A 25,199-nucleotide genomic window follows, 5' to 3' on the forward strand; every position below is an offset into this window, starting at 1 on the left:
TGACTATCGACCGACGCAGTGATACGTCCACCCGTCCCCACGCAGCTTCATGGGGCTATACAAGTTCCGTCCGTCGAAGATCACCATCGCGCTCATCCGGTCCTTCATTTCCTCGAAATCGGGTGCCTTGAACTGCTGCCACTCGGTGCAAATGAACAAGGCATCCGCGCCTTCCAGCGCCGAGTATTTGTTGCTGGACAAATGAACGGAAGGAGCGTCCGAGTACAGCTCCTGGGCATCATCGTTGGCCACGGGGTCGTAGGCGCTGACGATGGCGCCGGCGCTGGTCAGCGCGTCGATGAGCGTGCGCGCAGGTGCTTCCCGCATGTCATTGGTCTTCGGCTTGAAGGCCAAACCCCAGACGGCGAACTTGCGTCCGCGCAGCGCCGATGCGCTCCCGAACTGCTTCAGTGCCTTCGAGAACAGGACGGTCTTCTGATGATCATTGACGGCAGACACCGCCTGAAGAATCTTGGGATCGAACCCAACACCCTTCGCCGTCATCTGGAGCGCATTCACGTCCTTTGGAAAGCAGGAGCCGCCGTAGCCGCAGCCGGGATAGATGAAGCTGTAGCCGATTCTCGGGTCCGCGCCAATGCCCTTGCGCACTTCCTCGATGTCCGCCTCGAGCAATTCGGACAGATTGGCCAGCTCGTTCATGAAGCTGATCTTTGTCGCCAACATCGCATTGGCGGCGTATTTGGTGAGCTCCGCGCTGCGCACGTCCATGAACATGATCCGCTCATGGTTGCGATTGAAAGGCTCGTACATCTCGCGCATCTTCCGGCGCACATCATCGGCGCCCGGGTTCACGCCGACGATGATGCGGTCCGGCTTCAAGAAATCGTTTACCGCGTCGCCCTCTTTTAGAAACTCTGGATTGGAGACAACCTCGAAAGGAATGCTGACACCTCGCTTCTGTAGCGTGCTCGCGATCTTCTCGCGCACCTTGTCGGCAGTACCCACCGGCACGGTCGACTTGTTCACCACAATGCAGGAATTCTCCATGTGCATTGCAATGCTCTCCGCTACCTTCAGGACATGGGTGAGATCAGCGGATCCATCCTCATCCGGCGGGGTGCCGACCGCAATGATCTGAACGGCGCCATGCCGGACCGATCTCTTGACATCGCAGGTGAAATGCAAACGCTCCTGGGAGTGGTTACCTTGCACGATCCCTTCGAGTCCCGGCTCCCAAATTGGAAGAATCCCCTTGTTTAGGTTCTCAATCTTTCCGCTATCGATGTCATTGCAGATGACGTCGTGTCCAACTTCCGCCAAGCAGGCACCGGTGACCAATCCGACATAGCCTGATCCAAAGACTGTAATTTTCATGAACTAGATATTGTTATATTTGCGATGCCAGTTGACAAAGTTCTCGACGCCTTTTTGCACTGGCGTGGATGGCCTGAATGAAATCCAATCTTGAAGCTTCTCGACGCTTGCGGAAGTCATCTGGACATCGCCAGGTTGCATCGGCAGATAATTCAGGACCGCCTTCTTTCCCAGAGCCGCTTCGAGCGCGCCGATGAACTCCAGCAATTGCGTCGGAGCCCCATTTCCAATGTTGAATACCCGGTAGGGCGCTCCACTCCTGTCTGGGGCGCCGTCTGTCGACGCGCGGTCCGGAGCGGGCGGTTTCGCTGCGACGCGCAGGACGGCCTCAGCAATGTCGTCCACATAGGTGAAATCGCGCGTCATCTGACCGTTGTTGAACACATCGATGGGACGGTTCTTCAGGATCGCATCGATGAACAGCATCGGCGCCATATCCGGACGGCCCCACGGGCCGTACACCGTGAAAAATCGCAGACCGGTGCTCGGAATCTGGAACAAGTGGCTGTAAGCATGCGCCATCAATTCGTTCGATTTCTTCGTCGCCGCATACAGGCTGACCGGATGATCGACGTTGTGGCTTTCCGCGAACGGCATCACGGTGTTTGCGCCATAGACACTTGAACTGCTGGCGTAGACGAGATGCTTGACTGGATGATGCCGGGCGCCCTCCAGAATGTTCAAGAATCCTTGAATATTGGATTCGACATAGGCTTGGGGATTGATGAGCGAATATCGGACGCCGGCTTGTGCGGCCAGATGCACCACATAGTCCGGTCGCTTCGTTTCAAACAACGAGCCGACCGCGTCCGCGTCCGCAACATCGGTGCGGCAAAACTCGAAACCGGATGCGCGTTCCAGACTTCTCAATCGCGCGACCTTCAACGACACGTCGTAGTAGTCATTGAGGTTGTCAATTCCGACAACCACCTTTCCTTGCGCGAGAAGCATCTGGCAAACATGCATTCCAATAAACCCGGCAGCCCCGGTCACCAGCCAAACTTCTTTGTTCTTCTGCATTTCAATCAATTTAATGGCTGATCAACTTCGAGTCCTTCAGGGCCCGGACGATCCGATGACTGGCTTCGCCGTCACCGTATGGGTTGTGGGCAAAGCTCATCTCTTGGTAGGCACGGTCGTTGTTCAGCAGGTCATCAACGTGTTTCTTGATGACCCCGACATTGGTTCCCACCAGCTTGACGGTTCCTGCTTCAACCGCCTCTGGTCTTTCGGTGGTATCTCTCATGACAAGCACCGGCTTGCCGAGGGAAGGCGCTTCTTCTTGGATCCCACCGGAATCGGTCAGGATGATGTGCGAGCGATTCATCAAATGAACGAAGGGCAGATATTCCTGCGGCTCGATCAAGTTAATGTTTTCTATTCCGGTAAGCAGGCGCTTAACCGGTGCTTGGACATTTGGATTCAGGTGAACCGGGTACACCAATTCGACGTCCGGATGCCCTAGCGCAAGGGCCTTTAGCGCTTCGCAAATGCGTTCGAATCCTTCGCCAAAATTCTCGCGACGATGCCCGGTGATGAGCACCATGCGGCGGCCGGGCTTGAGAAACGGATAGCGCGAATCCAGTTCAGCCTGGAGCGAAGGCTTTTGCTCGATCGCGCCGCGCACGTGCAGAAGAGCGTCGACCACAGTATTGCCGGTCACGTGAATGGACTCGAAGGCCACTCCTTCGGCCAATAGGTTGGCGCGTGATTTCTCGGTTGGAGCGAAATGCCATCGTGCAAGCGCGGTCGTGAGCTTGCGATTGGCCTCTTCCGGCCACGGGGAATAGAGATTCCCGGTTCGAAGCCCCGCCTCCACGTGGCCCACGTCTATGCGTTCGTAGTACGCCGCAAGCGACGCGCTGAGCGTGGTGTTCGTGTCGCCGTGCACCAGCACCACATCCGGGCGCCAGGTCTTGAAGACGTTCTTGAGACCCTGCAAGACGCCGCAGGTGACGTCGGACAGGTCTTGACCGGGCTTCATCAGGTTCAGATCAAATTCCGGATGAATTCCGAAGAGATCGAGAACCTGATCCAGCATCTCCCTGTGCTGCGCGGTGACGCACACTCGCGCGTCGAACTCAGGATCATTCCGGAGAGCAATTGCCAGCGGCGCCATCTTGATGGCTTCGGGACGCGTTCCAAATACGAGCAGGATTTTTTTTGTCACACAGTTTCCTCGGAGTCGTGTGTTCAATATTTGTAGTTGGTGTACCGATAGCCGCCGTACTTGTAGCCAAGCCCATAGCCGTATCGCCGCTTGCTCATGTTCAAGCCGTTGAAGATCACGCCCTTCGCCTTCACACCCGTATCGAGCAGGCGCTTGGCCGATTCCTGCAATTCGCCCAGGCTCGTCACCTCTGCGCGTGCAATGAGGAAAACCGCACCAGCGAGCGGCGCGAGGATGGCGGTGTCGGATGCCGCCAGCACAGGCGGCGTGTCGATGATGATCAAGTCGTAGTGCCGCGCCGCCTCCTGCACCAGGGCCGGACTCGCAGGCGTCATCAGCAATTCGGCAGGGTTCGGCGGCAGGATGCCTGTCGAAAGAAAGTCCACGTTGGGCGCCACTTGCCGATGCACGGCTTCGTCGAACTTGACGCTGCCGCTCACCACTTCGCTCATGCCCCGTTCGCGCGTCAGGCCGAAATATTGGTTCAGGTGGCCCTTGCGCAGGTCGGCATCGATCAGAAGCACCTTCTTGTTGGCGGCACCGAGCACCGCCGCAAGGTTCACGCTGGTGAACGATTTGCCGATGCCGGGCGTTGGTCCGGTGATCAGGATGATGTTGTTGGCCGCATCGAGCATCGCGAACTGCAGCGCCGTGCGCAGGCTGCGAAGGCTTTCGACTGCCGGTTCTTGCGGAGCCGCCACCGCCAGCACATGGCTGCCGGGCACTTTCTTGCTCACTTCCTGCGCCTGCCGCACCTGCGCCTCGGAATGCGGAATGCTGGCAAACACATGCAGGCCGGCGCGCTGCTCGATATCAGCCGGGTCCTTGAGTCCAGGGCGCAAGCTGTTGCGCAGGAATGCCAACGCAAGACCCAGCAGCAAGCCCAGCACAGCAGCCAGTGCGACCGCCAATGCGCGTTGCGGCTTCACAGGCTTCTTGGGAACGGCGGCCACGTCCACGATGCGCACGTTGCCGACCTTGCCCTCCTTCACCAAGCGCAGTTGCTGCGACGAATTGAGCAGGCTCACGTAGAGCTCGTTGTTGACCTTGACGTCACGCGTCAGGCTCAACAATTCCTGCTCGATGTCGGGCAGCGTCTTCACGCGGCTGTTCAGTCCGCCCAGTTCGGCATTGATGCTCGCGATCTGCGCATCGAGTGCCTTGATGCTGTGATGCTCGGGCGTGTACAGCGCGCGCAGTTCCTTGCGCTTTTGCTGAAGTTCGAGCAGGCTGGTCTGCAGCTTGACGGATTGCTCCAGCACCAGTTTGCCCTCGGTACCCAGATCGAACGTGCTGTTGCGATTGCGAAACTTGTTGAACTTCGATTCAGACGCTTCCATCTGCTGCCGCAGTTCCGGCAGGAACGAGCCCAGGAAGTTCAGCGACTTCTCCGCCTCGGCGGCCTTGCGTTCGATGTTCTGCCGCACATAGAGTGAGCCGATCTCGTTGAGCACGCGCGCGATTCCCTTGGCGTCGTCACCTTCGAGAGTCGCTCGGATTACGCCCGATTGCTTTCCCTCTTCCGAAATCCTCAGGTCCTTCTGCAGATCCTCCGTCACAGTCAGCGGCAGGAAACGGGTCACGTAGAACTCCGCACCCGGCTTGCCCACCGCTTCGACGACCAGAAGGCTCCCCTTCTCGCCGTCCACCGCATAGGCCAGGGGTTGGCCGAAGCGTCCCAGACCTACGAGATCGCTGTCGGGTGACAGCAGTTCGTAACCCTGGTCGACAAGGCGTACGCGAAAGCGCCTGCCTTCCAGTGCCTCAGGCACTTCGAATGCCGCGACCGTCAACGATTCGTTGCCGCTCACGAAACCACCCAAGCCGAGAAAGCCCGGACTCGACGGCTCCTTCGCACGCTTCGCGAGCCACCGGCCTAGCACCGGCAGGTACTTCGGAGTGACGTCCACGTCGAGGTGCAGGTTCTGCACCGCCTGACCCACGACCAGGCGCGAGCGGAGGATCTGCATTTCGGCCGATGCCGGCGAGCGGATATCGAAGAGACCAGCAGCTTGGCCCAGCATGCTGCCCGCCATATCTCCCTTGCTGTCCTCCACCTGCACCATCGTGTTGGCTTGGTAGATGGGCGTGCTGATCAGCGCATAGGCCAGCCCGACCAAGGTCGCAAAGACCATGACCGAGGCAATGAGCCATCGGTTGTCTAGCACCACATCGAGCAGTTCGAGCAGGTTGATTTCGTCTCCGGCGCCGGCTTGGCGTTGCATGCCGGGCGGAATAGGCTGTGGGGGATTCATTCGCGGAAAGCTTGGAAAGACGGTGATGGGTTCGATGCGCGACTCAGCTCAGCTGCCGGATGCGCGGCACCCAGGCGCTGACGCCACGGGAGATATCGGCATAGGCCGCTTCGAATGCAGCCTTGGGCTGGCGGTGGGGGTCGGCGATGTCGAACTTGTCGAGTTCGCCCAGGCGGAACACCTTGCCGCGCACCAGCGGAAACCGCTGCTCGAGTTCGGTCTTGTGGCCCTGCTCCATCACCAGGATCAGATCGGCGGCCTGGCACATCCAGTTCGTGATCTGCTGGGCGCGGTGGGCCGAGAGGTCGAGCCCTTGGGCCGCTGCCACTTCAATCGACAGCGGATCGGCGGGGTCGCCCACCAGTGCGCCCAGTCCCGCGGACCAGACCTTCATCTGCGGAAATTCGCGAGCCAGCAAGGCTTCGCCGATGGGGCTGCGGCAGATGTTGCCGATGCACACGACCAGGATGTTCTGCATCACTTGTACATCGTGTTGCCGACGTTCATGACCTGCGCGCTCGGCAGGATCATGCTGATGACGCGGTTCCAGCGCACCAGTGCGGCGGGGTCCACGTACACGACGTCGCGCGGCTTGAGCTCGAAGCCTTCGGCCATCGCGTACGCCACGGGCGACTTGGCATCGAGGTGGTAGATCTCGGGGGTGCCGTCGGCGCTCGAGCGCACCACGTAGATCTGCCGCGGCTCGCCGGTGGTGGTGCTCACGCCGCCGGCCTCGCCGAGGGCTTCATTGAGCGTGAGACGGCCGTTGCGCAGAGGTTGCGCCATGGGCCGTGTCACCTCACCCAGGACGTACACCTTGGCATCGTCGCGGCTGTAGACGCGCACGAGATCGCCGGCGCCCAACAAGATGTTCGCGGGGTTGACGCCGAGCGTCGTGAGCTGCTGCATGTTGACGACGGAGGTCACGCCATCACGCGAAATGGAAACCATCGAACGGTCGGCGTCCGTGGCAAAGCCACCCGCGCGGTTGATGGCCTCGGGCAACGTCATCGGAATGTCGTTGACCGCCTGCAGGCCGGGCGTCCGCACTGCGCCATCGACGTACACGCGGCCATTGCGGTACGACTGGATTCGCACCGTGAGCTTCGGCGCTTCGAAGAACTTCGCGAGGGCCTTGGCCAAGCGCTCACGCACTTCGTACTCGGTGAGCCCGCCGACCTTGAAGGGACCGACATAGGGGAACTGGATCAGGCCATCCGCGCTGACGTTGTAGCCGTTGCTCACGGGCGAGCCGCTGGTGGCGTCGGTCGTGAGCGATCCCGCCGGCGCCAGCACGAGATCCGGGTGGTCCCACACCACGATGTTGAGGATGTCACCAGAGCCGATGCGATAGGGCTTGGCCACCCCGTACAGACGCTTGACATCCTCTCCGACGTCGGTCGCCTGCGCGGCGCGCTGACGGCGAATCAACTCAGGCGTGATCTTCTGCAATGCGCCCGCCGGGGCCGGATCTGCAACGGCATCCATCGCCGTTGCCGACGTGCGTGCATCGTCGTCCGGCGCCGTCTCGTCGAAGCTCATGCCGGGCGCAAAGGCGCAGCCGGCAACCAGCGCAACAACAGACGCCAGCGCCGGCCACCGGGCAATCGGAAGCAGCGAGCGCAGCAGGGAAGAAAGGGAAGTGAGATGACTCGAGGTATCCATGATTTCTGTAGCGGCCTATTGGCGCGCGGCACTGCGAACGCGGCGCATGTTGTCTTCGAAATAGACCAGGCCCGCGCGGTCCGAATTGAAGGTGCGGTCCAGCGCGGATGCGGTCGACGACACACCTTGGTTGGTGGTGATGTAGTTGCTGCTGTCCTGGATCACGGTCTCGACGCCGTACGACCAGCGCGGCGAGCCGGTCACCTGGATGTGATGCGTGGGATTCATGTCCTTGCGCGGCGTGAGCGGGATCGAGAGTTCGATGCCGGCGAAGGAGCGCGCCTGGCGCTCCCAGTCGAACTTGGTTCGCCGCACGTAGAGCGTCACAGCGACGTCGTGAAACCACTGCTTGACGCCGAGCCTGACGCCTCGGTCGTTGTACAGAAACTGCCCCGCCGTCGCTTCGAAGTAGGTGTGCGTCGGCGTGTAGGCATAGCGGTAGTTCGCCAGCAGCGAGCGCGAATGGATCGGAAGGAAGCGGTCGTAGTCGGTCGTGCGCTCGAAGCGCCCTCCTTCCACACTGAACCGGTTCCGGCCGTCGCCCGGCTCCCAGCGCAATTCGCCGAAGGCCCCCCGGTAGTTGCTGTCGAAGCGGCCTGCCGCAACGTGCGCGGTGAAGGCGTTGAGGCCCCAGCGCGCGGCCGTCTCGCTATCGGCCTGCCCAAACAGGCGTTCGACCGGAACGCGTGCGAACTGATGCAGGAGCACGCGGTCGGTCGCGTTGACGATGCGGCTTGCGCCGAACACCTCGCCGTCGCGGAAGTCCTGCGATTCGGCAACCGGCGCAACGTGACTGACCTCTGCATAGCCTCCCTTCCACAAGGGCTGCTGCACGGTGGCGCGAACGCCCACCGAGTAGTCGAACACGCCGTATTCGGTAGCGAGCGTGCTGCGCACGACGGGCTGCAGCATCAGTCGCGTGGTGGTCCAGCTCGGAGCGGCGCCCTGGACCACCCAGGCGGCCTCATCGAGCGTGGCATCGAGTGCCGTGGTGCCGGGCGTGTAGAGCCGCGCTGCCGTGCATGCGGGCGTCTCCATCGCAACCCACTGCGCGAGGCAGTCTGTGCGGCCGCGCGCGCCGACGATGGCAATTTGTCGCTGGGTCAGCACCAGGCGGTAGCCGACACGGACATCCGCCAGCTGGCGCGCGATCACGCCCAGCGCGACGCCGAGGCCGTCGACGCTGTTGACGTTGTAGGTGGCGTTGTTGACTTGAATGGCGACGGCGCCGTCGGGCAAGCGGCCGACTGCGATGTCTTCGAAGCCCTTGGCGCCCAGCGCCTTGGCGAGTACGCGCAGTTGCGCGTCGCTGATTCGGTCGGTCTGCTCCGCCGGTGCCGCGGCACTCTCGGTCACGATGTTCGGCGGCGCGACGGGCGTGGGATCTTCGAGGGGTGCAGCGATGGGCCGCAAGGGCGCAGACGCGGGCAATCCCGCGGTCGAGAATTCGGTTGTGGGGGCCTTCCGCGGCGCGGGCCCGACCATGGCCCCGGGGAGGGCTTCGGACATCGGTGCCGGACCGGATGGCCGCTGTGTCGGCACCTTGTAGAGCGGCACCGTCAGGCCGACGCTCCACCAATTGCGTGCCGTGTGCCCGTCACCCGTCAATCTCACGTTGGCGCCCACATGGGCGGACCACCCGGCCGGGAGCCATTCGGAAGGCGCGAACACTCGCGCACCGGCCCACGCGCTGCCGTCGACGTATTCCACATGGCCTTGCAGCCATGGCAAGGGCCGGTACACCGCGCTAGCGAATGGACCATCGATCGGAGGTGCGGACGCCCGATTGAAGCGGTCGTTCTCACGCCGGGCATAGCCCAGGCTCAGGTCGAGTTGGCGATCAGGGCTGTACGTCAGCACGCCATAGGCGGACCGGAAATAGGTGGCCGCGCCGCCCAGGTCGGTCGCACCGACAGCGGCGTACCAGCGGCCGGCGCGATCGAGAGGAAGTCCGGCCTTGAAGTTGAAGGACAGATCGCGCACGCCACAAGGCTCGGTGTAGCAATGGGTGTTCAGCGTGCTGGCGGCTATGCGGCCGGAGACTTCGAGGTTCGGCAGGAGCCCGAAACCCGCCACGAAGTTGTGGCCGCTCGTGCCGTAGCGGCTGTTGGCAGGGGCGCCCGGCACCTGGTTGTCGTAGGCCAGTGCCGTCGTGCCCCATCGCATGAGGCGCGCAGTCGGCGTGACGGACAAGCCCGAGTAGCCCGCCGAATTGAGCACAGCCTCTTGCTGCGCGAGAGCAGACTGCGTCGCCAGGGCCAGCAGGGCCATGCCTGCGCCTACTCTGTGAACGCGTCCCATCGAATCAAGAAACTTTAAGTTACGTAGAGCGTGGCCAAACGAACCGAAGGGCAGCCTTCGCTGCCCTTCGGTTGGTGAGGCTCACCAGGAGCGCTGTGTGTCAGCCGCCCGTAGCGCCGGTGCCGCCGGTTGCGCCGCTGCCCGGAACAGGCAGTGCATCGCCCTTGGCCTCGGCGGCGGCGAGCACGCCGGCCTTGACCGATCCATCGGCCTCTTGCATCACCGAAGCGGTGTTGTCGAGGACCTTGTCCAGCTCGGAGCCGACCGTGAAGGTGGTCGAATCGAAGCCCTGCGAACGCGCGGCGCTCAGGATCGCGTCTGCTTCTGCTTCGCTCTTGCCAGACGCGACGAGTTGTGCCTTGACGACGTCGAGCGTGGCGGCACGATAGCTGGCCACAGTGCTGGCAGAAGTCACGTTGGTGGCGAAGGCCGCATCGGCTGCGATCTTGGAAATAAACTGCTCCATGCTCAGGGAGGCGCCGCCGCTGATCGACGCTGCAAGCACGATTTCGGTCATCGTGTCGGTCAGCGGCGTGAAGTTGACCACCGAGCCCGAGAAAAGAACGCTGCGATAGCTGATGGCGCCGGACTTCGCGGTGCCGATGCAGGGATAGGTGAGCGCAACCTGATTGGTGGTGTAGGCACCGTTTCCGTTGGTCGTACCGGCGAGCGTGGCGCCGTTGGCGCAGGTCAAGGCGACCGTCGCGCCGACAAGGGCCGCACCCTTGGCGCCCGTACCCGTGACCTGAATAGCGGTGCCGGCGCCGTTACCGCCGCCGCTCGGCAAAAAGCCCCCACCACCGCCGCCACCACCACCGCAGGCGGCGAGAGATGCCAGCGCAACGGCGCATGCGAAGAATTTAGCTCCATCCAATGTCATGATTCTTTTCATTTGAGATTTCGAGGTAGGTACGCTGCAGGTTTTGGGGGATTTGGAGAGCGACACGACCGAAGTGTGTCCAGTTGAATCCGACGCTGCACGCGGCAACGAGAGTTCTTTTTTCGAATACAACTGTTTCCGAACGTGAGTCTAACAGGGACCAGTCAGGCAAACCTCGGAGACGCGATCGCTCAAGCGAGCCGGCCGATCCACTCACTACCGATCAAATATCAACAAGATAGACGATTTTTGATGGTTTTAGCGACATTTACGGCGAGGCACCGAGCATGGATTGACTCAATGACAACGCATTGAAGCTGACCAGATTCGGGCCGGGCATGAAAAAATACCACTCTGTTACAAATCCGATCTGAGTCTCGAAACAAATACTAATTATAAAGTATTACTTTGTGTATGAAATATAACACAAAATTTCCGAGCCGTTCTGTCAAGCAATTCGAGTCGTGGCTTCTCGGCTTACCTGACTGCAAATCGAATTCAACCGGCGAATTCGACGAATAGGACTAGATCATTCCGCCGTTGATCGAGATCACCTGCCCGGTGATATAGGCCGCTTCATCGCTGGCCAGAAAACCAGCAAGAGCCGCAACCTCTTCCGGCCTGCCGGCACGCTTGACCGGCACCATCTGATTGATCATCGCCACGTCGAACACCCCATCCGCCATCGGCGAAGCGATGATGCCCGGCGCGATGGCATTGACAGTCACGCCGCGCGCCGCCACTTCGAGCGACAGCGCCTTGGTCGCACTGTTGAGCGCCCCCTTGGCCGCGGCGTAGTTGACCTGCCCCCGATTGCCCGTCAACGATGCCACCGAAGAGATATTGAGAATTCGTCCCCAGCGCGTGCGCAGCATCGGCAAAAGCAGCGGCTGCGTCACACGGAAGAAGCCGTTGAGAGAGACGTCGATGACCTTGTGCCACTGCTCCGGCCGCATGCCCGGAAGCACCGCGTCGTCGTGCACGCCGGCGTTGTTCACGATGACCTGCACCGGGCCGCCTTCGAGCATGTGTTCGCAGGCGATGCGCGAGGCTTCGTCGCTGCGCAGGTCGAACACCACGCACTCGGCCTTGCCGCCCGCAGCGCTGATCGTCGCGGCCAACTGCTCGACGGATTCCGGACGGGAATTGGCGTGGAGCAGCACCGTGGCGCCATCGCGCGCGAGGCGTTGCGCGATGGCCGCGCCGAGTGCGCCGCTGGCGCCGGTGATCAGTGCACGTTTTCCGGTGAGACTCATGAGGATGTTTCCAAGGCAAGCGGCGTGTTCAGGACGACCACCGCGCGGCCTTCGGCGAGCGGCCGACCGTGCGCGTCCTTCACCGCGAATTCGTAAAGGATCTGGCTGACATCGCCGGAGATCCGCTGGGCGTGCACGTGCAGCGCGCCGGCGATGTCGTCAATGCGTTCGACCGCAAGACGAACATTGCGTGCACTCGCCAGAAAGCCCGCCGAGGGCTCACTGCCCTCAGCGGCGAGCAATCCGCCATGCAACGCCATGGCCTGCGCGGCGTACTCGATCAAGTTCGGCGAGAGCAATCCACTCGCAGTGCGCAGGGGGTTGTCCGCATGCGAATGCGTACCGGTCGTGCAGTGAATGGCATTCGTGTCCCACGATTCCAGCCGCTCCAGCAGGCACATCGTGCCGCTGTGCGGAATGCGCCGGGCGATGCCGGCCTGATCGAGCGTCTGTGGCGCGGTCATTCAATATCCTTCAGATCGGCCACCAGCAGCACGTTGGCGAAGGGCGTGCCTTCGCTCATCGGAATGCTCTGCACCGAGAAACCCAGGCGCTCCAGCAGCGCCATCCAATCCTTGAGCGGGCGACCCCAGGTCGGCGACACGCGATGCCCGCGAATGCGGGTCACGGTGCGGTCGACCCACTGGCTGATCGCGAAGCCGCGGCGGCTGTCCGCATCGCCGATGCGCAGGAGCAATCGACCACCGGGCTGCAGCGCATGGCGCACGCGGCGCAGCACGCCCTCCTGCGCGTCCAGGTCGACGTAGTGGAGCACGTCGAGGATCACGACAAGGTCGCTGGGCGGAAGTCCGGCCGAGCACATGTCTGCGCAGACGAATCGCGGCTCGGGCTGCAGATGCCCCACCGACGCCTCGGCCCGCGCAATATCCTTCGGCATGAGTTCGATGCCCATGTACCGGACCGTCGGCGGCGTGGCCGGCCAGTTCGAGGGCCATTCGCCCGCTTGAGCCTGCATGGCGCTCATGGCGGACAAGAGACTCACGAACAAGCCCTGCCCGCAGCCGATGTCCACGACCCGGCCGCGGCGCTCGCCAATCAGGCCGCGTTCGACGAGTCCGCGAAAAACCGGATCGCGTCCCAGCTTGCCGCGCGCGAAATGCCAGGCGAACTTGCCGGCCTTCTTGTACGGCGCAGTCGCGCGCTCATGCAATCGACGCCACGCGGCGTCCGTCGAGACCTGGGCACTCATGCCGCGAAGGCTTCCGGCAAGGTCACGGTTCGCAGGCCGTCGGCACGGATACGCGCCAGCAGCGGCGGCAGCACGTCCAGCACCACGGCGCGCCCGGCATCCGTGCGCGCGGCATTGCCATCGTGCAGCAGCAGGATGTCGCCAGCCTGCAGCTCGTCGGTCAGGCGCGCGAGCACGGTGCCAGCATTGCCTTCGCGTGTGTCGAAGCCGCGGCGTGTCCAGCTCACCAGCGACAGCCCCAGCCGATGCAGCACCGGCCCCAGGAATGGGTTGCGCAAGCCCGCGGGTGCGCGGAAGCATGTCGCGCGGTGGCCGGTGACTTCCTGCAGCACCTGCTGCGCGCGCGAGATCTCTGCCGCGAAGCCGCGCGGGCCGAGAAATGAAAAGTTGTGGCGATGCCGCACCGTGTGGTTCTGCACGCTGTGGCCGCGCGCCACGATCTCGCGGGCCAGCGCCGGGTATTCGAGCACTCGCTCCGCGATACAGAAGAAGGTTGCGCGCTGGCCGTGCGCATCGAGCAGGTCCAGCACTTGCGGCGTGACCTCCGGGTCCGGGCCGTCGTCGATGGTGATCGCGATTTCGCGCCGTGCCACTGCTGCCTGCGGCAGCCGCGTCACGTTGGGCCCCAGAAGGCTGCTGCGCGGCGTCAGGCCCGCGGCGGTGATCAGCGCGTGATTCAGCACGATCCCGCCGATGGCCCAGGGCGCTGCGCCGGGCACGAGCATGGCCGCGCCGCCGGCGAGCAGATGCCAGCCGACGCTGGCGCGAATGATCGGCGGCCAAGGCCATGAAGGAGAGGCAGGGACGGGAGCGAATTGCTGCATGGGGGAAGGGAGCGTAGCGCGGGGCGTGGTGGATTTTCCCATCAGCGGCGGTTCGAGGCCATGGGCGACACGGCGCGCGCGAAAGCGGCCGACAGCAGCAGTGCCAGCAAGGCGCCGGGCGCAACCACGCGGCCGATCGACGACAGCGCCGGGATGTTGGAGATCGCGATCAATCCAAAGGAGACGACGGTGGTCAGATTCGCCAGCATCAACGAAGCCAGCGTGTCCTCATCGGCGCGCCCGGTTTCGCGCAACTGATCGAAGAAGAGCGCGTAGTTCGATCCCACGGCAACGATCAGCAGCAGCCCGACCAGGTGCAGGATGCCCAGCGGCACTTGGAGCGCCGCCATGCCGCCAAGCGTGAGCACGACCGCCACCACCAACGGCTGGCACACGGCCAGCAGCCGCCGGCCGGAACGCAAGTAGATGGCAAGAAGTACAACCACCGCCAGCGCGCCCACCAGGACCTGAACGAAGGCTTCGTGCAAGTAGCGTTTGTAGAGGCTGGAAAGTTCCTGCCCCACATTGACGACCTGCACATCGGGAAGACCGTGGAGCGCCGCGGCAAGGCGCCCTGCGTCGAAGCTGGCGCCCGGATGCAGCGAGATCAGCGTCGACCATCCCCCCGCCTGGCGCTCGAACATCAGTGCACTGACCACGGCGTCGAGCGGGCCGCCCTGCAAATCGGTGCGCTGGATCATCGGCTGCCCCTTGGCGGCCTGCACGCCGGCGATGAAGGGTTCGAGGCGCGTCGCAGGCAACGGCAGCCCCCGGGTCGCTTCGGCAAGCCGGGTACGCAGAGTCTCCGCATCGGGCAGGCTCGCAAGGCGCGCCGCTTGCGCCGCCTCGCTGGGCAGCACGCGGGTGACGGATTCGAATCCCGCCAGATCGCCCTTGTCCACCAGCGCTTCGAGACGCGCGCCTGCGGCTTCGGTGCTGCGCAGGACCGATTGCACGTCCGCGCCGTGAACCACGACCAGCGTGCCGCCATCGCTGGCTCCGACGTCCTCGCGCAGTTCGGCATCGAGTTGCTGCGCAGCCTTGGGGACCGGGCTCATCGCGCCGAGATCGGCTCTCCAGAGGTGACCGCCCTGCCACAGAACCAGCGCCAGGGCCGCGACGCCGAGCCCCACGAAGACGTAGCGCAGACGCGGCAGCCCGCGTACCAGGATGCCGGCGACCTGTGCCATCTGCCGCCGCATGCCCATGCCGGTCGCTCCGTCCGGCGCCAGAGCGGGCAGTACGTAGCGCGCGACGAGCGCTGCGGCGATCAGCCCTGCGAGCGAGAACACGCCGAGCTGGGCCAGCCCCGGAAAACCCGAAAACACCAGCGCAGCGAAACCGCAGACCGACGTGAGCAAACCCAGCCTCACCGTGGGCCAGTGAATGTCGCGCCAGCGCTGCCATCCGGTGCCCGGAACGGCGGCGCCGCGCGCCTGGATCAGGTAATAGATCGCGTAGTCGACGGTTTCGCCGATCAAGGTGCTGCCGAATCCCATGGTCAGCCCGTGCACCCCGCCGAACACCAGGCTCACCGTCGCGGTTCCCGCAACCACGCCGGTGGCAACCGGCAGAAGCGCAATCACCAGCGCACGCGGCGATGCGAAGGCGAGCAATAGCAGCGTGCCCATGACGATCCCGCCGACGACGGCGAGATGGATCGCCTCGCTCTTGATCTGGTCGCGGCTCTGCACCGAGAAGACGGGCGCACCGGTCATCTGCAATTGCGGGCCGGCGCCAGCCAGATCGCGCGTGGCGGCGTCGAAGGCACCCTGCACGCGCGCGATCGCCTTGGCGATGGCATCGAGGTCGCTGCCGGGCGCGTGCGTCGTGGCCAGGATCAGCGCGCGCGGCGCCGAGCGCGACACCCAGACGCCCTCCTCGCTGCGCGGCGAGGTCGCAGGGATCAGGCCTTCTGCGATGCGCTGCGTCTCCCCTGTCGGATCACGCTCCAGCAGCGGTTTGAGCGCGTTGCCGGCGGGTGTGCCGAGCATCGACAGGCTGTCGACGATCGCGTCGCGCAGCCCCTCCGTGGTGAAGCGCTCTGGCGTCACGGCCGGCGACAACTGGTAGCGATGATCGAACACCCACGTGCCTGTCTCCTTCCACTCGCTCGTGTCGCCGTTCTGGACCTGATCGAACAGCTTGCTCTCGCGCATCGCCGACGCCACGGCGCGCGAAAAAGAAGCGCGCTGCGCCGCATCCTTGCCGCCCTCGATACCGATGAAGATGGTGCGCGACGCGATGCCGCTCTGCAACTGCTCAATCAACACGCGCTGCTGCGCATCCGGGCTGGCCGGCAGGAAGGCCGAGAGGTCCGCGCTGAAATGCGTGCGTGCGATCAGCACGATGCCGGCGAGCAGCAGTGCCAGCCAGATTCCCAGCGCCAGCGCGGCGCGCCGGCGGTCGAGTGCCGGAGCAGTGGATGTCACGGCGCGGAACGCGCGGGCGTGCGTGCGGGGCCACCGGTGCCGCGTTCGGGCGTGATGTTCATCACCGAGCGGTCACCGCCGATGAACTCCATCTCGATGCCGAGCACCTCGCCGCCTCGCCCGCTCAGGCGCATGGTGCGCACCTGGGCCGCGAGGCGCTCGTCGACCGGCTGCAGGTCGAGCGTCCAGCTATTGCTGGAACCCGAAAGCGTGCTGCGGAAGTAGCGCTGCAAGCCTTGCGAATTGCCACTCAAGGTGCCGCGCATGGCTTCGACCATGCCGAGCAGTTCCGGCATGCTATCCAGTTGCAGCGTGCGGGTACGACTGCCGCGAGACAGGGTCAGCGTGTTTCCTTCGACGCTCATGGTTTCGGGGCGCGGCGCGAGCGTGCGCCGCACGAGTTTGTCGGGCGCGGTGAAGCTGAGCACGCCGCTGGCCTCGAGCGGCCCCTCCAGCCCGCGCACGAAGCGCTGCTCGGTGAATCGCGCCTCGCCGCTCTTCTGCTGTGCCAGCAGACCCATCAGTTCGGGCAGGTCGAAGGCCCAGGCGGACGATGCCGACAGGGCCAGCACCGTCAAGAAGGCCCTGCACCAGCGGTCAAACCGAATCTTCGAGCCAGAAATCATGGAAATTGAACCAGTTGTACGGATAGGCGCGACACAGTTCCTCGAGCCGAGCCACGTAGCTTTCGAGCGCGGCACGAATACGCCGCTCCCGCTCGACCGGATCGGTCACCCTTTCGCTGAAATCGGCGAGCGGCTCGAACAGCACATCGTAGCGGGCGCCGCCCGCATAGAGCCCCGCCATGAAGAACACCTTGCGGCGCAACAAGGCCGCCAACCGAAACGGGCCGTCGTTGAAGAGCGCCGGCTTGCCCAGAAAGGACAACTCGATGGTGCTCCCGCGTTGCTGCCCCGCTTCTTCCGGCCCCGCCAGGGTGCGGTCGGCCAGCAAGCCCGCCAGGCCGCCCGAGTCGAGCCAGTCGCGCAAGTCAAGCATGGAATGCGGACGGCCCAACGCGATGATGTGCGGCCGCAAACCGGGCAGGCTGATGGCATCGAGCACCGCGTTGATCTGCTGAGCGTTGTCCGGGTACATCAGCATCGCGGGGCGCAGGCGTTCGGGCGTGGGGCTGCGATTCGTGGCCGCGCCCACGGCTTCGAAGCTGCCGACATGCGCGCCGAGCATGAAGGCGCCCCTCCCCGCATCGGTCTCGGCTTCGACCGGCTCGTTGCCGTAGACACGGATGTCGAACAGGTCCAGGCGCCCGCGCAGGAAGTAGAGGCGGTCCAGAACCGTCGAGGCGAAGGCATGCAGCAGACGGTAGCCATCGCCCCACCCGGCTTTCGGCCCGATGACCCGGAACAGATACCGCTTGATGTGTCGCCGGGGCGTGGGAGAGAACAGCAGGAAGTAGAGCGCGATCGGGTGAAGGATGAGGCGCGTCAGCGGCCGGCCGCATTGGATGGCGATCCAGCAGATCACGCGCAACGCAAGCAAGTTGCTGCGCTCCGGCGCGCGCGACCACTCGGCCTGGCGCGACTTCACGTCGCCGGCTTCGGGCCCGCGGTCGGCATTCATGGCTGCGCGCCGACGCCGGGTGTCCAGCGCCCGCTCACGGCGATCACGTCGCCGCAACGCACTTCGAAGCGCAATCCCCGCGATGTGCCGGTTTCGGGGACGAGATCGATCCGGAGCGTGCTGCCCGGCCGCACCGGCGCCAGGAACTTGGCCGCGGCCAGCGTCGGCTGCGTGCCGATGCGCGCGGCGAGCGCGGGAACGCTGCGCACGGCTTCGAGCACTTCGGACACCAGCAGCGCACCGGGCATCAGCGGCTCGCCCGGAAAATGACCGGCGAAAGCGGGATGGTCCACCGGCACTTCGCGCGTGAGTTGCACCGGCGTGCTGTCCGAGGCCAGATGCGCGAGCGCGAATTCGCGCAGCGAGCGCGCGGTGAGCTTGCCCGTGCCTTCGCGCGGAAACGCAGCCACGTGCACCACGCGGCGCGGCACGAAGACCGCTTCCAGCCGCTCACGCAGCGCCGCGATGATGGCGTGCGCGTCGAGCGTCGGCGCCACGACGAAGGCCACCGGGCGCACTACGCCGTCGACGACGTCGTCCGGCAGCCAGAAGGCGCCGTCTTCGATGCCGGGAATGCTGTTGAGGTGGTGATTGAGATAGCCCAACGAACTGCGCCGGCCCGCCACGTGGATCAGGTCGTTGGCGCGGCCCAGCAGGCGGAAGGAGCGATCGTCGACCAGTTCCAGCACGTCGGCCATCGGCGTGGGCTCGGGGATGAAGTCGCCTTCGAAGACGAAGCGCTCGGTGCCGGAATCGTCGTGTTCCGCATGCACGCGAATCTCACCGAAGGTCTCCCAGACTTCGCTTTGCGTCGGGCGGCGGGTCGCGACCTGGCCGGATTCGGTGCTGCCGTAGATCTCGATCAACGCCCCGCCCATGGCCTGCTCGGCCTGGGCCGCCAGTTGCGGCGAAAGCGGCGCAGTCGCCGAGAGGATCAGGTCCACGGGCGGCAACTCGATGCCGGACAGCAGGAGCGTCTTCAAGTGGAACGGCGTCGTCACCAGCGCACGCGGTTGCGGCACGGACGCGAGCGACTGCACGACGTCGGCAGGGAAAAACGGCCGGCCGCTGTCGAATGCGGCCCCGCCCAGCATTGCCAGCAAGGCGGAGGACTCCAGTCCATAGCTGTGCTGCACCGGCACCGTCGCCACCAGCGTCAGCCCGGCGAGCGATGGACGCCCGAGCAGGCTGGACAGCCGACCGACGGCCGCCGCGACGTCGCCCACCAGCGTTCCCCAGGTCTTGGCATGCGGCTGCGGCGCGCCGGTCGAGCCGGAGGTCAGCAGGCTCACGGCATGCATGTCGCGATCGATCCTCGGCACGGCGGCGTCGGATGCCCCGGCGGCAGCGCGGCGGGTTTCGACCAGCACGCGCGGCAGGCCGGGCGTCTCGACGTGCACGTCATCGGTGACCGCGAAGGCCGGGTCGCCGATTTCGTGCAGCCGGGCCAGGGTGTCGGGTCGCGCGTCAGGTGGCAGCAGGCTCGTCTCGCCACGCACCAGCGCGGCGGCAAGGCTCACGGCAAAGGCATAGCGGTCGACGCAAAGGTTGACGACCGGGCCGCCGGCATGCAATTCAGGCGCAAACTGCGCGACGTCGGCAAGGAATTGGCGCCCGCTCACCGGCACGCCGGCGCGCCAGGCCAGGGGCCGGTCCAGGTCGCGTTCGGCGAGCAGAGGCAGGGATGATTTGGAACTCACCGAGGTGTCCGGTTCAATGCCGCGCGGTGCGATCGACCGGCGCGCCGTAGAAGGCCCGCACTGCATCGATCAGACGGGTGCGCTCGAATTCAGGATGCAGCCGATAGCGCACCAGGTACTCGCCGACGAAAAGCAGGCCGATCATTGCCGGCGTCAGCAGGTTGGCCAGCACCGACCAGGCGGCGAACGAGAAGCTCGCATACACCACCACCGAGGCCACGGCCATCGAGGCGAAGTAAAGCGTCCAAACGAGCGTGACTTGCGAGGTGTAGGTACGCATGGCCGGCGACAGCGGATGCACGCGCTCGGCGAACTGGCCGATGAGAGACAGCCGCCCGCCGCGCAGCGAGCCGCCGAACCAGGCGCACAGCAAGACGTTGATGCCCACGTGCTGGAACACATAGAGCCTGTTCGGATCGCCCGCCTCGCCATGCAGCACGAGCGCAAACAGCAGCACCCCCGCCACCCCGGCGAACGCCAGGCCCCAACTGCCGAAACGGCTGCCGGCGACGCCCAGCGCGGTCAGCCACAAGGGCCCCAGCAGCACTGCCAAGGCCCACGGCTCCGCCGGGTGGTAGAGCATCATCCAGTGGGAAACACAGGCATAGGCCACTCCCGCAAGCAGCAGGAGCGCCATGCGCCATCGGGACATGGATCAGGAAGCGCCGCGATGCTGCGCGACGTGCGCCGCAAGACTGCGCAGCGACGAGAAGATCTGCTGGTTGCGCTCGTCGTCCGAGCGCAACTGGAACCCGTACTTGCGGGAGACTTCGAGAGCCACTTCCAGGATGTCGATCGAATCGAGTCCGAGCCCTTCGCCATAGAGAGGCGCGGTCGGCACGATCTCGGACGGCGCAACCTCCAGGTTGAGCGACTCGACGAGGAGCACGGCCAATTCATTCTCGAGGGGTGACTGTTCGGTCGCGTCGCCAGCGGCGGGAATGGGGGAATGGGCTGTCAATGACAAGAGGAAACTCCGGGAACGTAGGTGAACTATCGCATGGGGTCGGAATTATAGAAGGCGGGCTTCGCTAGACTGGCTCCCCTGCCAACGAACGGAAACCCCCCATGGCCGACCCTCTTCTGATCGCCCGTCACGACACTTTCGAATGCAGTCTGCTGCCAGGCCTCGCCAACCGCCACGGCCTGATCACCGGCGCGACCGGTACCGGCAAGACCGTCACGCTCCAGACCATCGCTGAAAAGCTCTCGAACATCGGCGTGCCGGTGTTCATGGCGGACGTCAAGGGTGACCTGACCGGCGTCAGCCAGAAAGGGAACATCGGTACCAAGATGGCCGCCACGCTGAAGGACCGCGGCCTCGACCAGCCCGAGCCCGTCGCCTGCCCCGTCACGCTGTGGGACGTGTTCGGCGAACAGGGCCACCCCGTGCGCGCCACGGTCTCCGACATGGGCCCGCTGCTGCTGGGCCGCATGCTCAACCTGAACGAAACGCAGTCCGGCGTGCTGAACCTCGTGTTCAAGATCGCGGACGACAACGGCCTCCTGCTGCTGGACCTCAAGGACTTGCGCGCGATGCTGCAGCACGTCGGCGAGAACGCCAGCCAGTTCACGACCGAGTACGGCAACGTCAGCGCCGCCAGCGTGGGCGCCATCCAGCGCGGCCTGCTCCAGATCGAGGCCCAGGGCGGCGACAGGTTCTTCGGCGAGCCGATGCTCAACATCGCCGACTTCATGCAGACGGAAGGCGGCAAGGGTGTCATCAACATCCTCACGGCCGACAAGCTCATGAACTCGCCACGTCTCTACGCGACCTTCCTGCTGTGGCTGCTGTCGGAACTGTTCGAGCACCTGCCCGAAATCGGTGATCCCGAGCAGCCGAAGCTCGTGTTCTTTTTCGACGAGGCGCATTTGCTCTTCAACGAGGCGCCCAAGGCGCTGGTCGAGCGCATCGAGCTGGTGGTGCGGCTGGTGCGCTCCAAGGGCGTAGGCGTGTTTTTCGTGACGCAAAACCCCCTGGACATCCCGGATTCGGTGCTCGCCCAGCTTGGCAACAGGGTGCAACATGCGTTGCGGGCCTTCACGCCGCGCGACCAGAAGGCTGTCAAGGCCACGGCGACCACCATGCGGCAAAAGCCGGGGCTGGATATCGAGGCGGCGATCACGGAACTCGCGGTCGGCGAGGCCCTGGTGAGCTTTCTCGACGAGAAGGGGCGCCCGTCCATCACTGAAAGAGTGTTCGTGCTCCCGCCCGGCAGCCAGATCGGCCCGATCACGCCGGCCCAGCGGCAGGCGCTGATCGCGAATTCGCTGGTCGCCGGTGTGTACGAGAAGGCGGTGGACCGCGAATCGGCCTACGAAAAGCTCAAGGGCCGGGCCGAAACGGCGCCCGATGCGCCCGTCGTCACCGGAAAGGCAGGAACGGGCACGGCCGCGCCGCAGGAATCCGGCGGCGTGATGGGCAGCCTCAACGAGATCCTCTTCGGTTCCACCGGTCCGCGCGGCGGCAAGCGCGACGGACTGGCGCAGACGATGGCCAAGTCGGCGGTCCGCACGATGGGCACCACGGTCGGCAGGGAAATCCTGCGAGGCGTGCTCGGCGGCATCTTCGGTTCGAAGAAGCGCTAGCCCGCCAGCGCCATCAGACAAGCTCGGTCAGCGCATTCTCGAACGCCGTGCGCGCAATGCCGGTTCGCGCGCTGGACCCCGCATGGCATCGCTCCAACGCGGCGGCCACCGTGCGCGAGACATCGCTGAAGATGGCCGCGTCGGAAATCTCGGCGTCATCCTGCATCAGGAACGCGAAGGCGCGCGCCATGCCGCAATTGGCGATGAAGTCCGGGATGACGGCGACTTGCGAATCCGCCTTCTCGTAGATCGGCCCGTAGAAGATCTCGCGATCCGCAAACGGCACATTGGCGCCGCTGGCCACGACTTCGAGTCCGCCCTTGACGAGCGCATCGACCTGCGCCTGCGTCACGAGCCGCGAACCGGCGCAAGGCAGGAAAACTTCGGCGCCGGCGCTCCAGATGAGTTCGTCGATTTCGTCGAACCGGAGCATGTACTTGGCCGACAGCTGGTTGCCCTTCTTTTCGAGGAAAAGCTGGCGAACCTGATCGAGTGTGAATCCATCCGGATTCAGCAGCCCGCCTTCGCGGTCGATGATGCCGACCACCCGCGCGCCAGCCTGCGCCAGGTAGTACGCGGCGGCCGAGCCGACGTTGCCCCAGCCCTGCACGATGACGCGCTTGCCGGCGATCTGTCCGCCGTAGAGCCGGTAGTAGTGCAATACCGATTCAGCCACGCCCCAGCCCGTGATCAGGTCGGCCACCACATACTTGCGCGTGATGTCCGGCGAGTAGCTCCGGTCCTCGACGACCTTGGCCACGCCCATGCGAAGCTGGCCGACCTTCTGAATGCGCTCGCTGTCGCTCGGCGCGAAATGTCCGTTGACCACGCCTTCCTGCGGATGCCACAGACCGTAGCTCTCGGTGATCGGAATCACCTCGTGCACCTCGTCGATGTTCAGATCGCCGCCGGTGCCGTAGTAGCTCTTCAGCAAGGGCGTCACGGCCTTGTACCAGCGGCGCAGCACGTCGTTCTTGCGCGGGTCGGCCGGGTCGAAGTCGATGCCCGACTTGGCGCCGCCGATGGCTGGGCCGGAGACGCTGAACTTGACTTCCATGGTTTTGGCCAGCGACTCGACCTCCCGCCGATCCAGACCCGGGCGCATGCGCGTTCCGCCACCCGCGGCGCCGCCGCGCAGCGAATTGATGACAACCCAGCCCTTGGCCGGCGTCTCGGCGTCGTGCCACTCGAAGACGATCTCGGGAGCCTTGTTCTCGAAACGGTTCAACAGTTCTTTCATCTCAGTCTTTCAAATATTGGGAGTCGGTGTCAGGCAAGAAGCAATTTGTCGTCGTCGAGTTTTTCGCCGCGCGTCTGCTCGAACATGTGCAGAAGGTCGGACACGTCCATGCCCGCACGCTCATCACCCTTCACGTCCAGAATCACGCGCCCCTCGTGCAGCATCACCGTGCGTGTGCCGTAGTCGAGCGCCTGGCGCATGCTGTGCGTGACCATCATGGCCGTGAGCTTGCCGGCCTCGACGATGCGGGCGGTGAGTTCGAGCACGAAGGCGGCCGTCTTCGGATCGAGCGCCGCCGTGTGCTCGTCGAGCAGCAGGATGCGCGACGGTTGCAGCGACGCCATCAACAGGCTGACGGCTTGGCGCTGCCCGCCGGAGAGCAATCCCATGCGGTCGGCCAGCCGGTTCTCGAGCCCGAGGTTGAGAATGCTGAGCTTCTCGCGGAAGAGTTCGCGCAGGCTGCGCGTCAGCGAGAAGCCGAAGGTGCGGCGCGCACCGCGCTTCCAGGCCAGCGCCATGTTTTCCTCGATCGTGAGTGCTTCGCAGGTGCCGGCCATCGGATCCTGGAAGACGCGGGCGACGAGATTCGATCGCTCCCATGCCGGGCGGCGGGTCACGTCTTCGTCGTCGATGCGGATGGTGCCGCGATCGACCATCAGGTCGCCGCTGACGGCATTCAGGAAGGTCGACTTGCCGGCGCCGTTCGAACCGATGACCGTAACGAACTGCCCCGTCGGAATCTTCAGGTCCAGCCCTCGCAGCACCCGGTTCTCGATCGGCGTGCCGGGGTTGAACGTGATCTCCAAGCCTTTGGCGTGCAACATTACCTGGCCTCCTTGACAGTGGCAGCCGCTGAGATGCGGCGAGCGCCCGGCCGCAGTCCGGCCAGCTTGCGCTTGTAGGTGGGAACGAGCAGCGCGAACGCGACCAGCACGGCGGTCACCAGGTTCAGGTCCTGGGCCTTCAGGCCGATGGAATCGCTGTTCAGCGCGAGTGCGATGAAGAAGCGGTAGAGCACCGCCCCGAGGACGCAAGCGAGGGTCGTGATGACCAGGCTGCGCGCCGGCAGGATGGTCTCGCCGATGATCACCGCCGCGAGGCCGACGACGATCGTGCCGATGCCCATCGAGATGTCGGCGCCGCCCTGGCTCTGTACGAACAGGGCACCGGCCAGCGCCACCAGCCCGTTGGACAGCGCCAGGCCCCACACCGTCTGCCGGTCGGTCGAGATGCCCTGCGCCCGGGCCATGCGCGGATTGCCACCCGTGGCACGCATGGCCAAGCCGGCTTCCGATGCAAAAAAGAGATCGATCAGGACCTTGGCCGCGACCACGATCACCAGCAGCACCAGCGGCTTGAGGACGTAGTCGGGCATGCCGCCGAACGCGACCATGCTGAAGACCGTCGGCTCGTCGATGAGCGCGATGTTGGGCTTGCCCATCACGCGCAGGTTCACCGAATAGAGCGCGATCATCACCAGGATGCTGGCGAGCAACTGCATGATGCGCAGCCGCACGTTCAGCCATGCGGTGAGGTAGCCGGAGAGCGCGCCGGCCAGGATCGCCGCCGCCGTCGCGGCGAACGGATTCCAGCCCGCCACGATCAGCGCCGCGGCGACTGCACCGCCGAGCGGGAAGCTGCCGTCGACCGTGAGGTCGGGGAAGTTGATGATGCGGAACGAGAGGAAGACCCCCAGGGCAACCAGCCCGAAGATCAGCCCGATCTCGATCGCACCGAGGGAGGCAATGAGCGACATGTTGG

At 64.6% G+C, this 25,199-nt stretch carries 22 protein-coding genes; 1 reads left to right on the plus strand and 21 read right to left on the minus strand.

Annotated elements, in window-relative coordinates; translation table 11 throughout:
* Positions 1-3: 3 nt before the first annotated feature.
* From QTI24_RS05730 to QTI24_RS05815, 18 genes are all read right to left on the minus strand, one after another.
* Positions 4-1,335, minus strand: coding sequence for a UDP-glucose dehydrogenase family protein (locus tag QTI24_RS05730; RefSeq protein ID WP_286598914.1), 1,332 nt, complete (start codon positions 1,333-1,335; stop codon positions 4-6).
* Positions 1,336-1,338: 3 nt separating this feature from the next.
* Positions 1,339-2,355, minus strand: coding sequence for an NAD-dependent epimerase (locus tag QTI24_RS05735; protein WP_286598916.1), 1,017 nt, complete (start codon positions 2,353-2,355; stop codon positions 1,339-1,341).
* Between the two features lie 10 nt (positions 2,356-2,365).
* Positions 2,366-3,505, minus strand: a complete 1,140-nt coding sequence (wecB, locus tag QTI24_RS05740) for a non-hydrolyzing UDP-N-acetylglucosamine 2-epimerase (protein ID WP_286598919.1) — start codon at positions 3,503-3,505, stop codon at positions 2,366-2,368.
* Between the two features lie 23 nt (positions 3,506-3,528).
* Entirely contained in the window at positions 3,529-5,730 is a 2,202-nt protein-coding gene (locus QTI24_RS05745) for a polysaccharide biosynthesis tyrosine autokinase (RefSeq protein WP_286598920.1), read from the minus strand.
* A 73-nt stretch (positions 5,731-5,803) separates the two neighbouring features.
* On the minus strand, positions 5,804-6,241 hold the full coding sequence (locus QTI24_RS05750; protein WP_503011206.1) for a low molecular weight protein-tyrosine-phosphatase: 438 nt from the start codon (positions 6,239-6,241) through the stop codon (positions 5,804-5,806).
* Complete coding sequence (locus tag QTI24_RS05755; protein WP_286598923.1) at positions 6,238-7,425, minus strand: polysaccharide biosynthesis/export family protein; 1,188 nt, start codon at positions 7,423-7,425, stop codon at positions 6,238-6,240. Before QTI24_RS05755 ends, QTI24_RS05750 begins: the two co-directional genes overlap by 4 nt.
* Before the next feature lie 15 nt (positions 7,426-7,440).
* Positions 7,441-9,696, minus strand: a complete 2,256-nt coding sequence (locus QTI24_RS05760; protein WP_286598924.1) for a YjbH domain-containing protein — start codon at positions 9,694-9,696, stop codon at positions 7,441-7,443.
* Between the two features lie 130 nt (positions 9,697-9,826).
* The gene (locus QTI24_RS05765; RefSeq protein ID WP_286598925.1) at positions 9,827-10,672 is read right to left on the minus strand and encodes a hypothetical protein; all 846 of its coding nucleotides are present in this window, start codon (positions 10,670-10,672) and stop codon (positions 9,827-9,829) included.
* A 458-nt stretch (positions 10,673-11,130) separates the two neighbouring features.
* Positions 11,131-11,862 (minus strand): 3-oxoacyl-ACP reductase FabG, encoded by a 732-nt coding sequence (gene fabG / locus QTI24_RS05770; protein WP_286598926.1) that lies wholly within the window; start codon positions 11,860-11,862, stop codon positions 11,131-11,133.
* Positions 11,859-12,326, minus strand: a complete 468-nt coding sequence (locus QTI24_RS05775; protein WP_286598928.1) for a hotdog family protein — start codon at positions 12,324-12,326, stop codon at positions 11,859-11,861. Before QTI24_RS05775 ends, fabG begins: the two co-directional genes overlap by 4 nt.
* Positions 12,323-13,072 (minus strand): class I SAM-dependent methyltransferase, encoded by a 750-nt coding sequence (locus QTI24_RS05780; RefSeq protein WP_286598930.1) that lies wholly within the window; start codon positions 13,070-13,072, stop codon positions 12,323-12,325. The genes QTI24_RS05775 and QTI24_RS05780 overlap by 4 nt, the downstream gene beginning before the upstream one ends.
* Positions 13,069-13,896 (minus strand): polysaccharide deacetylase family protein, encoded by an 828-nt coding sequence (locus QTI24_RS05785; protein WP_286598931.1) that lies wholly within the window; start codon positions 13,894-13,896, stop codon positions 13,069-13,071. Before QTI24_RS05785 ends, QTI24_RS05780 begins: the two co-directional genes overlap by 4 nt.
* Before the next feature lie 41 nt (positions 13,897-13,937).
* Positions 13,938-16,328 carry an MMPL family transporter gene (locus tag QTI24_RS05790; RefSeq protein ID WP_286598932.1) on the minus strand — a complete coding sequence of 797 codons (2,391 nt, stop codon included), beginning with the start codon at positions 16,326-16,328 and terminating at the stop codon, positions 13,938-13,940.
* Positions 16,325-16,900: a LolA-related protein gene (locus tag QTI24_RS05795; RefSeq protein WP_336621919.1), complete on the minus strand. Its 576-nt coding sequence runs from the start codon at positions 16,898-16,900 to the stop codon at positions 16,325-16,327. Before QTI24_RS05795 ends, QTI24_RS05790 begins: the two co-directional genes overlap by 4 nt.
* Before the next feature lie 25 nt (positions 16,901-16,925).
* Positions 16,926-17,909: a lysophospholipid acyltransferase family protein gene (locus QTI24_RS05800; protein WP_286598934.1), complete on the minus strand. Its 984-nt coding sequence runs from the start codon at positions 17,907-17,909 to the stop codon at positions 16,926-16,928.
* Positions 17,906-19,609 carry an AMP-binding protein gene (locus QTI24_RS05805; protein WP_286598936.1) on the minus strand — a complete coding sequence of 568 codons (1,704 nt, stop codon included), beginning with the start codon at positions 19,607-19,609 and terminating at the stop codon, positions 17,906-17,908. The genes QTI24_RS05800 and QTI24_RS05805 overlap by 4 nt, the downstream gene beginning before the upstream one ends.
* Positions 19,610-19,622: 13 nt before the next feature.
* Positions 19,623-20,261 (minus strand): COG4648 family protein, encoded by a 639-nt coding sequence (locus QTI24_RS05810; protein WP_286598938.1) that lies wholly within the window; start codon positions 20,259-20,261, stop codon positions 19,623-19,625.
* Between the two features lie 3 nt (positions 20,262-20,264).
* Complete coding sequence (locus QTI24_RS05815) at positions 20,265-20,576, minus strand: phosphopantetheine-binding protein (RefSeq protein WP_286598939.1); 312 nt, start codon at positions 20,574-20,576, stop codon at positions 20,265-20,267.
* Positions 20,577-20,677: 101 nt separating this feature from the next.
* Here QTI24_RS05815 and QTI24_RS05820 point away from each other — a divergent pair, with 101 nt between their 5' ends.
* Positions 20,678-22,198, plus strand: a complete 1,521-nt coding sequence (locus QTI24_RS05820; protein WP_286598940.1) for a helicase HerA-like domain-containing protein — start codon at positions 20,678-20,680, stop codon at positions 22,196-22,198.
* 13 nt (positions 22,199-22,211) lie between these two features.
* Here the strand turns inward: QTI24_RS05820 and QTI24_RS05825 are convergent, their stop codons facing one another.
* The 3 genes from QTI24_RS05825 to QTI24_RS05835 are packed head-to-tail and all read right to left on the minus strand — an operon-like array spanning position 22,212 to position 25,194.
* Positions 22,212-23,438, minus strand: a complete 1,227-nt coding sequence (locus QTI24_RS05825) for a Glu/Leu/Phe/Val dehydrogenase dimerization domain-containing protein (protein ID WP_286598942.1) — start codon at positions 23,436-23,438, stop codon at positions 22,212-22,214.
* Between the two features lie 29 nt (positions 23,439-23,467).
* Positions 23,468-24,262 (minus strand): ABC transporter ATP-binding protein, encoded by a 795-nt coding sequence (locus QTI24_RS05830; RefSeq protein WP_286598944.1) that lies wholly within the window; start codon positions 24,260-24,262, stop codon positions 23,468-23,470.
* Entirely contained in the window at positions 24,262-25,194 is a 933-nt protein-coding gene (locus QTI24_RS05835) for an ABC transporter permease (RefSeq protein ID WP_286598945.1), read from the minus strand. The genes QTI24_RS05830 and QTI24_RS05835 overlap by 1 nt, the downstream gene beginning before the upstream one ends.
* Between the last annotated feature and the right edge of the window lie 5 nt (positions 25,195-25,199).

It is taken from the genome of Variovorax sp. J22P240 (assembly GCF_030316855.1).
GTDB lineage: Bacteria > Pseudomonadota > Gammaproteobacteria > Burkholderiales > Burkholderiaceae_C > Variovorax.

Bases quoted from the DNA above. Each gene is read 5' to 3' on its own strand.
- QTI24_RS05775 (WP_286598928.1), bottom strand. From the start codon at position 12,326: ATGACCGCGCCACAGACGCTCGATCAGGCCGGCATCGCCCGGCGCATT.
- QTI24_RS05820 (WP_286598940.1), top strand. From the start codon at position 20,678: ATGGCCGACCCTCTTCTGATCGCCCGTCACGACACTTTCGAATGCAGT.
- QTI24_RS05755 (WP_286598923.1), bottom strand. From the start codon at position 7,425: ATGGATACCTCGAGTCATCTCACTTCCCTTTCTTCCCTGCTGCGCTCG.
- QTI24_RS05800 (WP_286598934.1), bottom strand. From the start codon at position 17,909: ATGAATGCCGACCGCGGGCCCGAAGCCGGCGACGTGAAGTCGCGCCAG.
- QTI24_RS05830 (WP_286598944.1), bottom strand. From the start codon at position 24,262: ATGTTGCACGCCAAAGGCTTGGAGATCACGTTCAACCCCGGCACGCCG.
- QTI24_RS05780 (WP_286598930.1), bottom strand. From the start codon at position 13,072: ATGAGTGCCCAGGTCTCGACGGACGCCGCGTGGCGTCGATTGCATGAG.
- QTI24_RS05735 (WP_286598916.1), bottom strand. From the start codon at position 2,355: ATGCAGAAGAACAAAGAAGTTTGGCTGGTGACCGGGGCTGCCGGGTTT.
- fabG (WP_286598926.1), bottom strand. From the start codon at position 11,862: ATGAGTCTCACCGGAAAACGTGCACTGATCACCGGCGCCAGCGGCGCA.
- QTI24_RS05835 (WP_286598945.1), bottom strand. From the start codon at position 25,194: ATGTCGCTCATTGCCTCCCTCGGTGCGATCGAGATCGGGCTGATCTTC.
- QTI24_RS05785 (WP_286598931.1), bottom strand. From the start codon at position 13,896: ATGCAGCAATTCGCTCCCGTCCCTGCCTCTCCTTCATGGCCTTGGCCG.
- QTI24_RS05760 (WP_286598924.1), bottom strand. From the start codon at position 9,696: ATGGCCCTGCTGGCCCTGGCGACGCAGTCTGCTCTCGCGCAGCAAGAG.
- QTI24_RS05745 (WP_286598920.1), bottom strand. From the start codon at position 5,730: ATGCAACGCCAAGCCGGCGCCGGAGACGAAATCAACCTGCTCGAACTG.
- QTI24_RS05810 (WP_286598938.1), bottom strand. From the start codon at position 20,261: ATGTCCCGATGGCGCATGGCGCTCCTGCTGCTTGCGGGAGTGGCCTAT.
- QTI24_RS05730 (WP_286598914.1), bottom strand. From the start codon at position 1,335: ATGAAAATTACAGTCTTTGGATCAGGCTATGTCGGATTGGTCACCGGT.
- QTI24_RS05825 (WP_286598942.1), bottom strand. From the start codon at position 23,438: ATGAAAGAACTGTTGAACCGTTTCGAGAACAAGGCTCCCGAGATCGTC.